This window comes from Anaerotignum sp. (genome assembly GCF_051877975.1).
Lineage (GTDB): Bacteria > Bacillota > Clostridia > Lachnospirales > Anaerotignaceae > Anaerotignum_A.
On sequence record NZ_JBJEJK010000037.1, the window covers coordinates 1 to 11,970 of the forward strand.

Annotated in this window: 11 protein-coding genes; 1 reads left to right on the forward strand and 10 read right to left on the reverse strand. The window is 47.0% G+C overall.

Features of this window, described 5'->3' with window-relative positions:
- Positions 1-190: 190 nt before the first annotated feature.
- The 10 genes from ACI39P_RS06200 to ACI39P_RS06245 all read right to left on the reverse strand — a co-directional run bounded on the left by ACI39P_RS06200 (position 191) and on the right by ACI39P_RS06245 (position 10,763).
- On the reverse strand, positions 191-700 hold the full coding sequence (locus tag ACI39P_RS06200; protein ID WP_439719803.1) for a metallophosphoesterase: 510 nt from the start codon (positions 698-700) through the stop codon (positions 191-193).
- A 4-nt stretch (positions 701-704) separates the two neighbouring features.
- Entirely contained in the window at positions 705-1,298 is a 594-nt protein-coding gene (locus tag ACI39P_RS06205; protein WP_439719804.1) for an XTP/dITP diphosphatase, read from the reverse strand.
- A gap of 11 nt (positions 1,299-1,309) precedes the next feature.
- Entirely contained in the window at positions 1,310-2,047 is a 738-nt protein-coding gene (gene rph, locus ACI39P_RS06210; RefSeq protein ID WP_439719805.1) for a ribonuclease PH, read from the reverse strand.
- A gap of 93 nt (positions 2,048-2,140) precedes the next feature.
- Entirely contained in the window at positions 2,141-4,198 is a 2,058-nt protein-coding gene (locus ACI39P_RS06215; protein WP_439719806.1) for an N-acetylmuramoyl-L-alanine amidase, read from the reverse strand.
- Between the two features lie 191 nt (positions 4,199-4,389).
- A complete protein-coding gene (locus ACI39P_RS06220) occupies positions 4,390-6,792 on the reverse strand; it encodes an AAA family ATPase (RefSeq protein ID WP_439719813.1) in 2,403 nt (800 codons plus the stop codon).
- Positions 6,793-6,869: 77 nt separating this feature from the next.
- A complete protein-coding gene (gene rimI, locus ACI39P_RS06225; RefSeq protein ID WP_439719807.1) occupies positions 6,870-7,346 on the reverse strand; it encodes a ribosomal protein S18-alanine N-acetyltransferase in 477 nt (158 codons plus the stop codon).
- On the reverse strand, positions 7,343-8,056 hold the full coding sequence (tsaB, locus tag ACI39P_RS06230) for a tRNA (adenosine(37)-N6)-threonylcarbamoyltransferase complex dimerization subunit type 1 TsaB (RefSeq protein ID WP_439719808.1): 714 nt from the start codon (positions 8,054-8,056) through the stop codon (positions 7,343-7,345). Before tsaB ends, rimI begins: the two co-directional genes overlap by 4 nt.
- Positions 8,057-8,060: 4 nt before the next feature.
- A complete protein-coding gene (gene tsaE, locus ACI39P_RS06235) occupies positions 8,061-8,492 on the reverse strand; it encodes a tRNA (adenosine(37)-N6)-threonylcarbamoyltransferase complex ATPase subunit type 1 TsaE (protein ID WP_439719809.1) in 432 nt (143 codons plus the stop codon).
- A 10-nt stretch (positions 8,493-8,502) separates the two neighbouring features.
- Positions 8,503-10,455, reverse strand: coding sequence for a hypothetical protein (locus ACI39P_RS06240; RefSeq protein WP_439719810.1), 1,953 nt, complete (start codon positions 10,453-10,455; stop codon positions 8,503-8,505).
- 35 nt (positions 10,456-10,490) lie between these two features.
- Positions 10,491-10,763, reverse strand: a complete 273-nt coding sequence (locus ACI39P_RS06245; RefSeq protein WP_439719811.1) for a hypothetical protein — start codon at positions 10,761-10,763, stop codon at positions 10,491-10,493.
- Between the two features lie 197 nt (positions 10,764-10,960).
- On the opposite strand from ACI39P_RS06245, the gene ACI39P_RS06250 reads away from it, so the two are divergent.
- Complete coding sequence (locus tag ACI39P_RS06250; protein ID WP_439719812.1) at positions 10,961-11,968, forward strand: peptidoglycan DD-metalloendopeptidase family protein; 1,008 nt, start codon at positions 10,961-10,963, stop codon at positions 11,966-11,968.
- The last annotated feature ends 2 nt before the right edge of the window (positions 11,969-11,970 follow it).

The window sequence follows — 11,970 nt, forward strand, 5'->3', positions numbered from 1 at the left end:
ACCAGGAGGGATTCGAACCCCCGACCCACGGCTTAGAAGGCCGTTGCTCTATCCAGCTGAGCTACTGATTCATGATTAACGCAAGAGATATTATGCCATAACCCCTATGATTTGTCAACAGTTTTTTCTAATTTTTCAGATTTTTTTGAAAAAGAACAGCAGAGAGAGAATATTCCCCTCCGCTGTTCCCTTAATTGACTCTTTTAAACTGTTCAGCATTCCAATATTCCATAATAGCCCCTTCCGCTCTGCCGTTTTCAATGGTCAGAATACCGAAAGTAGGCAGTCCACCTCCCCTGGGCAAAGAAATGCTGCCGGGATTAAACATAGCCACTCTGCCGCCCGCATCCCAAACAGGGATATGGGTATGCCCAAACAGCACCACATCCGCCCCCTGTTCCTCCGCCCAATAGCAGATAGTATCAGGATTCCAATGGACCCTCTGTTTATGCCCATGGGTCAGCAGCAGCGCCTTCCCGCCGGCCCGCACCAGCTTCTTGGAAGGTGTATCTATCCCATAATCATTGTTTCCCTTCACATAGTGGAAAGGCAGATTGGGAAATTCCTTCTGCAATTCCAGGGCATCCGCATCATGATCGCCCAAATGGAACACCATATCCATTTTCCCGCCAATCCGTTTCAAAACATTTCTGGCATTGTCCAGATAGGAATGGGTATCGCTCAATACTAAGATTTTCATAAAATCACAGTTCCTTTTTCAGCATTTCTTTCATTTTCCGCAGCGCCTTGCCCCTGTGGCTGATGGCATTCTTTTCTTCCGGGGAAAACTCTGCCATATATTTTCCCTTTTCCGGCACAAAGAAAATCGGATCATAGCCAAAGCCATTTTCGCCCTTCGCTTCATAGCCAATGATGCCCTCTACGGTATCATAGCTGACCAATCTTCTGCCGTCGGGAAAAGCTGCCGCAATGCAGCTGACGAATCGAGCCGTTCTTTGCTCCTCCGGCACGCCTTTCAGCTTTTCAAAAATAGCCTTGAACCGTTCAGGGTAAGGGGTATCCTCCCCCATAAAGCGGGCAGAATAAATGCCCGGAGCCTTATCCATATAGTCGATTTCCAGACCGGAATCATCGCTCAATGTAATTTTTCCGCTAACCTCCATGATCTGCACTGCTTTTTTCATGGCATTTTCTTCAAAAGTCTTTCCGTCCTCCACCACATCGATATGAATACCTGCATCTTCCATAGAAATGACTTCTACATCCATATCCGCCAGGATTGCATTGATCTCCTTGATTTTCCCCTTATTTTTTGTTGCAAAAAGAATCGTTTCCATCGTTTTCCTCCTCAATCCAATTCCAAGCCGTCCAGGGCCTCTTTTTGAATCTCTTTCAATTCCGCTGCCGCCTTTCTGCCCAGTGCCAGCAAATCCATCAGCTGTTCCTGGGTAAAGGTGCCATGTTCACCGGTACCCTGTACCTCAACAAAATTGCCTTCATCGGTCATAATGATATTCATATCCACTTCCGCCGCAGAATCCTCTTCATAGCAAAGGTCTGTCATGGCCACGCCATCTACCACGCCAACGCTTACGGCAGAAATATATCTGTGCAGGGGCATTTTTTCAATCAGCCCCTCCTCCAGCAGCTTCTGGCAGGCCATGGCCAGTGCCACAAAGCCCCCGGTAATGGAAGCTGTTCTGGTGCCGCCGTCTGCCTGCAGCACATCACAGTCCACGGTGATGCTTCTTTCCCCCAGCTCTGTGAAATCCACCGCCGCCCGCAAGGCTCTGCCGATGAGACGCTGAATCTCTGTAGAACGCTGATTCAATTTCAGCTTATTGATGTCTCTTTTATTTCTGGTAGCTGTTGCCCTGGGCAGCATGGAATATTCCGCCGTTACCCAGCCTTCGCCGCTGCCTTTCTTGAAGGGTGGTACGCTTTCCTCCACAGAAGCATTGCACAGAACCTTTGTATTGCCCCATTCTATCAAAACAGAACCCTCTGCGTAACGGGTAAAATCCCTGATGATCTTCACCGGACGCAGTTCGTCAGTTTTTCTGCCGTCAAAACGATCGATCGCCATGTTCTTTCCTCCTTAAAAATTTCCTTAAATGATAGTATATCATAAAACTTTCCGAATATATAGAAAAACCACGGCAAAGCCGTGGTTTTATTTTTATCTCAATCCATATGTAAAAGCTTCTTCGATAGCATCCGCAATGGCTTTCGCCACTGTATTCTGATATGCTTCCTGAGAAATTTTCAGAGCATCCCCGGGATTGCTGATAAATACCGTTTCCACAATAACTGCGGGTACAGTGGTTCCATTCAGGATCAGCAGGTCTGTACGGAGTTTCGTACCACGGTTATTATTCCCTGTGGCCTGTACGATACTGCTCTGAATCAGCTCTGCCAGTTTCTGGCTGGTCAAGCGGGAGCCTGTGTCGTTAGAATGTACCTGATACAGCACTTCTGTCCCATTTGCCGTTGCAGAGCCGGAATTCATGTGGATAGAAACCATCGCATCGGCAATGGCATTGGCCGTCTGGGCTCTGCTGGTGTTGGAAGGGTAAACATCGCTGTCTCTGGTCACATAAACCTTGATGCCGCTGCCTTCCAATTCCTTTGCCACCTTCTGCATGATGATCAGGTTCATGGTCTTTTCGGTGATACCATTGCCGCTGGCGCCGGGATCGCTGCCCCCATGGCCTGCATCCAGCAAAAGCACTTTATTATACACATCCTGCGGATTTTTGATAGAAATGATATATCTGTCTCCGTCATCCTGGATACTGTAGCAGCTGATGCGGTTCTGGTTGAAGCGCAGGGTAGTCTTTCCGCCACTGGTAGAAATCTGGATGCTTTCAATCACGTCATCGCCGATATCATAGGTGCCATACCCATAAATATCCTCATAATCCCCCGGCAGTACCACTTCAAAATATCCGTTTAAATAATAGTCATTGAATTTTACGCTGCCGGTCTGGATATTCTCTAACTTCTGCAAGTAAAGCACATCTTTGTTTGCATCATAAGACATATTTTTCATCGTAGAACGATAGATCTGCAATGTCATGCTGTCGCTGTCTGTGGTGTAGCTGTATTCCGTCAGGTCACCTACTTCAAATACGATCCGCAGGGTGGTTTCATTGAACATGGCCGCTCTGCCCGCTGTTACAAAGTCCAATGCATCCACATCCAAAGTGCTGTCCAGCTCAGAAATCGCATTAGGAATATCGATCACAATGCGGTTGGGATTTGCCAAAGTGAATACACTGGCGCCCAATGTGCCATCCCCTTCAATCTCTACAATATCCCTGTCTGTATTGCTGTTATGCCTTGTAGAGATCTTATCTACCGTCACTTTGTCAAATGTCACAAAAACCTTTGTTTTATCTGCGCTCTGGGTTACTTCATACTGCTTCTTTCCATTCAGATCCAGCACCACCCGGGTATAGATCGTGCCATCTTCCGCCGTATGCTGTGCCGTTCGCACTGCGGAAACGATTGCGCTGTTTGTTGTGGTGATATTGCTTGCCAAGCCGCTCTTCGCCCCATAGAAATCCAGCACGATTTTATTATCTGCTACAATGGTTTCTTTATAGGAAGGAATTGCCCCATTGGCCTGGATAGTAAAGGTCTGTCCGGCTGTTTTGCTGGCAGGAACCTCCACCTTGTTCAGCGTAACATAATTGATCGTTGGCGTCGTCGGTGTAGAAGGTGTAGTAGGTGTGGTCGGCGTTGTCGTTTGCTCCTTTGTATCAATGGAAACCGTGCGGCTGGGGTCATCCCATGTGATATTCAGATCCAATGCCGTTGCCAAAGCCCGAACAGGCAGCATGGTTCTGTCGTTGATGATCATGGGAGGCACGTCCATGGTAAATTCTTTCCCATTTTTCACGCCTGTGGTCTTATTGATCTCAAATACCAGCGTATAGTCATCATTCACCACATACACCTGCTGCGCCGCTTCGTTCCATGTCACTTCACAGCCCAGTTCCTGGGCAATCTGCCGCATGGGCAGCATGGTCCTGCCATCGATGGCTACTGCCGGCATATCCTTTGGGGTCATTTTCTTCCCATCGATCTGCACAACGATCTCTTTGGCATTGTATGCGTGATTTTTCCCGTTATAAAATAGGTTCATGCTGACATTGGCTGCATAAGCCGTGACGGATGAAAGCATCCCCACGGCTATCGTTGTCAGCAGGAGCCGTTTCCACTTACTTCTCATTCGTGTTTTCCTCCTGCTTTTTTTCTATTCATGTAAAATGTCTTCGACACATACCGTCTCAATCTATTAGTATAACAAATTTTGTCGGAATGAAAAGATTCTTTTCCATTTTGAAAGAAAATCTTAATTTTTAGTCGAAAAAAGAACGTTTATTGTTCCCAATAAACGCCCTTTTCTAATCTTCTTCTAATTTAATCTTCCTGCCCTTGGGCTCTCTTATCAAAGGCTTTCAATTTTTTCATGACCCTGCCATGAACGCTGCCCACAGGGAAATTGCCCGCCTTATTTTTCTTCCCCGCAGGGGTGCCCATCAACAGCTCAATCCCCTCATCGATATGGGAAATGGGATAGATATGGAACACGCCTTCTTTGACCGCTTCCACCACTTCATCCTTCAGCACCAGATCCTTCACATTGGAAACAGGAATGATAACCCCTTGGGTGCCTGTCAGTCCCCGCTTTTTACAAAGGTCGAAGAAACCCTCAATTTTATGGGTTACCCCGCCGATGGCCTGAATTTCCCCCTTCTGATTCACAGAACCAGTCACCGCCAGATCCTGACGGATCGGCAGTTCGGAAAGGGAGGACAGGATGCAGTACAGCTCCGTGCTGGAGGCACTGTCCCCATCAATGCCGTTATAATTCTGCTCAAAGCAGACACGGCAGCTTAAGGACAAAGGGAAATTCTGAGCATAAGTCTGCCCCAGGAAACCGGTGATGATCTGTACCCCTTTATCGTGGGTCTGGCCGCTCATGCGCGCCTCTTTTTCGATATTGACAATGCCGGATTTGCCTACATAGGTGGTAGCTGTGATACGGGAAGGATTGCCAAAGGAATAGCTGCCCATATCCAGAACTGCCAAGCCGTTGATCTGGCCGACCTCTGCCCCCTCCGTATCAATCATAATCACGTTTTCTTCCAGCATCTCATCCAGCTTTTCTTCATACAGCTTCATTCGCTGTTCTTTTTCGTAGATGGTCTTTTTGATATGCTCCGCCGTCACCAGTTCCGCCCCTTCCAGCTTCGCCCATGTGACTGCTTCACAAAGGATTTCCGCCAAATGGTTGAAACGGGTGGAAAGCTTATCCTGCCGTTCCGCCGTACGGGAAGAATATTCCACGATGGCACAAACGGCACTGACATCAAATTCCATACTCTTTTCCCTGTCCACAAAACGCTTAATAAACTGGGCGATTTTCTGAATATTTTCATTGGTACGGGGCATTTCATAATCGAAATCCGCCCGAATTTTAAAGAATTTATCAAATTCTTCATCATAATTGTTCAGCACATCATAATAATAGCCACTGCCGATCATAATAACCTTGATTTTCGCAGGGATAGGCTCCGGCTTCAGGGTAGGCGCCACCACTGCCCCCATCTGTTCGCGGATAGAATCCATCATAATTTCTTTTGTCTTGATGACCCGGCGCAAGGCTTCCCATGCCTGGGGTGTAGATAAAATATCCTGGGCCTGCACGATCAGATAGCCGCCGTTGGCCTTATGGAACAGGCCGCCTTTGATTTTCATGAAATCTGTTGTCAGATTACCAAATTCACTATCGTATTCCACTTCCCCCACCAGATTATTATAAGTGGGATTGAAAGTAACCACCACAGGGGCGCCTTTGCTCTTACTATGGTCTACGATCAGGTTGACCTTATATTTCAGAGTCACATCCTCCGCCGGTTTTTTCCCCAGCATCGGCAGCAGAGATGCCAGCCCCTCTTCGCCATCATCCTCCTCATCAAAGAACTGATCTATATTCTCCAGCACATCCTCCTGCACATCATTGATATAGGAAATGACTCTCTCATAAGCCTGATATTTTTCCTGCACCGCATTCACATGATGGCCAATGGCAAACATCCCTGTCTTATAATCCAGCTGATCCATCTGTCGTTTGGATTCCTTATCCAGATCCCGCAAATCCCGCATGATGGTACCGGCCTTTTCCTGCACCATTTGAGAATTTTTCTCAACAGCCTCTTTTGCTTCTTCGGAAAGGTCATCATAATCCTCTTCCCCCACGGGCTTCCCATCTACCACAGGCATAAAGAAAATACCGGCATTTGTGGTTTTCACCTGAAAATCATATTCCGCCGCCATTTTGCTCATTTCATCCATAAGGGCATCCCGTTTTTCATCAAAAGAACGGAGCAGGGCGTTCTTCTGGGCTTCATAATCATCGGTGCGGAAAGCCTTCTGCAGCTCTGTTTTAAACAACTGCACCAACTCCGCCATATCCTCCTTAAACTGCTTGCCCATCCCTGCTTCAAAGCGCAGAGCAAGGGGGCTTCTGGGGTTCTGGAAATTATATACATAACACCAGTCATAGGGTACTTCCTCTGTCTCCGCCAGTTTTTCCGTGCTGCTGCGGGCGTATGTGGTCTTGCCTGTACCGGAAGGCCCCGCCATATAAATGTTGTACCCCTTCATCTTCACCGCCAGACCAAAATCAAAAGCTTTGACCGCCCTGTCCTGCCCGATGACCCCTTCCAGGGGCGTCAATTCGGCAGTGGTCTGAAAATGCAGTTCCTGAGGAAAACAGTCTTTTTTCAGCTGTGTATACTCCAATTCAAAAGGTTTCACCAATTTTTTCATCTCCTTTACAGAAAACGCTGAAATGCCATAAAACATCTCAGCGCCCCTCGTTTGAACCTAATTTATTAATCTTTCAATGTTTCTTCATAATTTTCATAGAAAGGGAAATATTTCCACATAATGATAGCATCTTCCTTGGTATCGGGATAATAATTTTTCCGGATTCCCTCTGCCTTGAAGCCGTATTTATGATACAATGCCTGTGCGGGGGCATTGCCCATGCGTACCTCTAGGGTAATACCAATCATTTCTTTTTCCAAAGCCACTTCAATGAGCTTTTCCATCAGCATACTGCCAATGCCTTTGCCCCGTACCTCTTCCAATACGCCCACATTGGTGATATGCCCTTCTGTGATAACATGCCACATACCGGCATAGCCAACGATCTTCCCATCCATCACAGCCACGTAATAGATGGCCATGGCATTTTCTTTGACTTCTCTTTCAAAATCGGCGCGGGTCCAGGGAATGGAAAAAGTTGCTTCTTCCAGCTCCAGCACGCCATCAATGTGTTCTTCCGTCATGGGAACGATTTCGATCATTGTCCCTGCTCCTCCTTCGCCAGGCGTTCTTCCCGTTCTCTTTCCGCCTGGGATTTTCTCAAATAAATCAGTTCGAACTGGTCACTGGGCTTTGCCATGCCTTCCTCCGCCAGAATGCGCCCCAAAGCTGCCACTGTCGCCCCTCGCTGCATGTTGCAGTAAGCCGGGGCAAAAAGAAAATCAGGATTCTGCGCCAGTCTTTTCTTGTGAACAGGCACACCGTCCCCCAGAAAAATAACTTCACTTTCGAACATCTCCGCAACTTCAATGATACATTCAATAGAATCTGCCATATGGTCTGTCAGGCGGATCAGCTTGCCGTCCTCCCACATATAAAAAGCAGCATAGACCTGGTTCCTTCTGGCATCCATGATCGGGCAAATAAATTTGTTTGTTTCAAAGATATTATATGCCAATGCATCCAATGTGGGAACGGCAACCAGAGGCTTGTCCAGCGCCAGCGCAAGGCCCTTTGCCGTAGCAGCGCCGATTCTTAAGCCTGTAAAGGAACCGGGGCCCGATGCACAGGCGATGCAATCGATGGTCGCCTTATCCGTTTCCGTTCGTTCTATGATATCCGCAATCATGGGCATGATGGTCTGGCTATGGGTCAGCTTATAATTCAATGTAAATTCCGCAATCAGTTTCTCATCCTCCACCAGAGCAGCACTGGCTGTCTGCCCTGTGGTGTCGATCCCCAAAATCTTCATTCCCTCATCCCTCCTGTCTGATGGTGATACAGCGGTAATCGTCATCCTTGGTATAATCTTTTTCCATGGTGATCCAGATGGCATCTTCGGGAATCAGTTCTTTCACCAATTCCGCCCATTCCACCAGACAAACACCTTCCCCATAGAAATATTCTTCATACCCCGTGTCCTCCATCTCTTCTTCACAAGAAATGCGGTACACATCAAAATGGTACAAGGGAAGTCTGCCTTCATATTCATTTACGATGGCAAAGGTAGGGCTGGTCACATGTTCAGCAATCTCCAACCCCTTAGCAAAGCCCTTGGTAAAAACCGTCTTGCCGACGCCCAGATCACCGCTTAGGCAAAAGATTTGCCCCGCCTTGGCCTCCCGCCCCATTTTTTCCCCCAGGGCTTCCGTTCCCCTGGGGTCATATGTTTCGATTTTCTCGTTCATCCTATCATCCTCAATAAATAAAGAGTGCTGTTACATCTGTATCCAGTAAACGGGGTTCTTTTCCATTATAATAATACAGATCGCCCAGTCCTTCGTTTACATCATAGCCGCTGATATAAGCCAGTTTTCCGTTGCCTTTATACTGGAACGCAAAGGCATTTTCACCAATGACTGTTTCTTTTGTGCCATTCCAATATCTTAGCTGACCATTGCCTGTGGTACTGTCTGCATCGGCAATATAATATACAGCATCATCGGCATACTGTACGCCGCAGGCACCTGCAATCGTTGTTTCACCGCCTGCCATAGCCAGTGTACCTTCGCCATTGGCATAATCATAATAATAGAACAGATTGCCGCCCACAAAAGCAAAGTTTTCCACATCCATTGCCACTGCGCTGGCTTCCGCTGCCTTGCCGATTTCCATTTCCATCAGGATATTGCCCCCCGTATTGGGGTCACTTGTCAGGTAGGCTGCCTTTCTGCCATCCTTGGAAAGCTTCAGGCTATCCGGCTGCACGCTGTAGCCGGTCAGGGCTTCCAGATTGCCTGCTGTATCCGTCAGGAATGTTTCCACCCCGCCGTAAGACAGAGACATGTAATAAATATATTCTACCATATCCAGACCGCCATCGATTACGGACAGTCTGAGGGGCGTAAATTCTTTTGCTTTATAGCCGATCACATAAGGTCTGTCGTTTTCCACCGCAATGGCAGAAACCACATCATTTGCCACCAGCACGCTCTTGCCGCCTGTCAGCACATAACATTCCTGCAGCAGAGGCTCAAAACCTTCTCCATTGGCAATGGCTTCCCGGATAGTATCTCTCTGCAGTTTCTTTTCATAAGCCTCCCCGTCCGCTTCTGTCAGCGCCGCATCGGATTCCGCCATATCGTCCACAATGATATCACTGTAGAGAACCGATTCCTTGGGTGCTTTGCAGTACAGCAGATCTTTTCCGTTGGGCATCATTTCCATGGAAGAAATATCTTCCGCCACCAGCGCAGGTTCGTTTCCATCAAAAGCATAGCTGTAAATATTATAGCCTTCTGTTCCCTTTGCTACAAAATACAGAATACCAGTTTCTTCCGCCAGGGAATATGTTTCTGCCCCATCTGTCAGGGGTACTGCATCGCCTTCCCCCACCACAGTTGCATTCAGCATACCATAGGCATCCATAAAGGCCAAATATTTGCCGTCACCGCTGAGAGCATAAACCTGATTTTCCAGATGAATGCCATCCTGAATGGTCTGCACCTCTGTCCCATCAAACGTACACAGTTCCATGGCTTCGTCCTTTCCTTTCAGATAGGCGACCACTTCACCGTTTTTGCTGGACATATAATCATAAACGTCATTGTCGATCAATTCTGCTTCCGCAGACGCATCCTTTGTATCCTTGCGGTACAGGTTGAATCCGCCTGTTTCATCAATATCATCAAGGAAATAAGCCCAATGGCCTTCTTCCGTGCAGCCTGCACCCCATGCAGTATAGAAATAGTGATAAGAACCGCCGTCGCTGATGCTTTCCTGCAGCAGGTAAGGGTCATTTTTCAAATCATAGAAATACAGATCATTATCCTTGGCATACAGCACACCTGTATCCTGCACAGTGCCGCCGCCGGGCAGCATCCAGCAATATACCAAAATTGCGATAAACGCAGCCAGACCAATGATGATGCCAATGATATGGCTGCCTTCTTTTTCCTCTTTCTTCTCTTCCGCGGAAATCACAGCCGGTTCCGCCGCCTCTTCTGCCGTTTCCGTTTCTTCTGCTGCAGCATCCTCAGTTTTCTGCTCTTCCTCCGCAGCCGCTTCCCCTTCGGCAGGCTCCTCTTCCGCTATAGTCTCTTCCCCTGCGGGCTGAGGTTCCTCTTCTATTGTTTCAGAAACGGATTCTGTTTCCTCCGTCTCCAGTTCTTGTTCTTTTTCCAGTTCGTCTTTCTTTTCCAGTTCATCCATTTGGCGGCATCCTCCTCATCAATGATAAATTAGTTTTAAAAATATCTGTTCCAGATCGCCAAAGCTATCCGCCCGATACCTTTGGTATTTTTCAAAGCCCTGCGGTTCCGCTGCCTGCAGCTCTGCTTCTTTTCCGTTTTCTGCTCCTGTTTCGCTGCTTTTTTCGCAGATTTTTCCAGGGCCTTCTGTGTTGCTTTTTTCTTTTCACCGGGCAGTTTCTTTTTCAGGTTCAGCGCTTTTTTGCCAATTTTCACTGCTTTCAGCCCTGTTTGGGCTGCGCTGATGCCTGTTTTTACCTTCGGGTTCATGAAAAATCCCCTTCCTTACGCATGGTATTTTGCGTATGTTATAGTATAGCACAATTACATATATAAAGTCTACTCTCCAAATTATTAACGAATTGTTACAATTTTTAAATTTTTAATGAAATTTTAGTTTACAAACCCGTTTCCTTCCATTATAATACATTCTGGACAAAAAAACAGAAAGGTGAGAGATACCCCTTATGAGTGAAAGCGAAAATCAAAATCATGAACAACAGAAGCACTTCCTGACGCTTCATATTTCCCATAAAGGCCAGCAGAAAACATTGCATTTCCGCATCCGCCATGCTGCAGCCATTTGTGCGGCGGCAGTGGTTTTGGTAAGCGGTACAGTTCTCTCTGTTGGTGCATATCAGAAAACAAAAACAGACCTGCAGGTCTCCGAAGAACAGCTGATGGAAACAGAACGTGAAAACCGCAAGCTGGAACAGCGGGCAGAATTGCTGCAGAATGAAAATAACGAATATACTGAGAATATTGATGCACTCCAGAATAAAACAACAGAACTGGAACAGAAGATGAATGAGATCGAGACAGTAAAGGAAGACCTTTATAATCAGATCAGCAATATGAACGCTTCTGATTCCTCTTCCGCCGCTCTGGCAGCCGTAACAACTGCCTTGGAAACTTCTGATGTGACGCCTACTTTTACAAATATTGTCAGCACATCTTACAATAAGGCGTCTACCCTTTCCGCCCAGCTGGATAAAATCAACTCCATGATGGATGAAACAGGAATTTCTTTCACAGCAGTTGCAGATGAAGTAACCTACGCATTAGCTGCGCAAAACAATATTCCCCTCGGCTGGCCTGTGGAAAGCAGAATCGTTTCTACAGAATTCAACCCCGAAGCCGATCCTTCTATCAGCGATGGCAGAAAGCATTATGGAATAGATATCTCCACACAAAGCCAGATCATCCCCATTTATGCAACTGCCGCAGGCACTGTTACAACAGCCACTTATCATGATGAATTCGGCTATTATGTGGTCATCGACCATTATAATGGTTTCACAACATTATATGCTCACTGCACCGAACTGAACGTAACTGTCGGCGATAAAGTCAAACGGGGCGATATCATCGGCACCACAGGTACCACCGGCATGTCCAGCGGTATCCATTGCCATTACGAAATTCAGCTGAACGGCATTTATCAAAACCCCAGAGATTATCTTGGCGAAGAATAAAA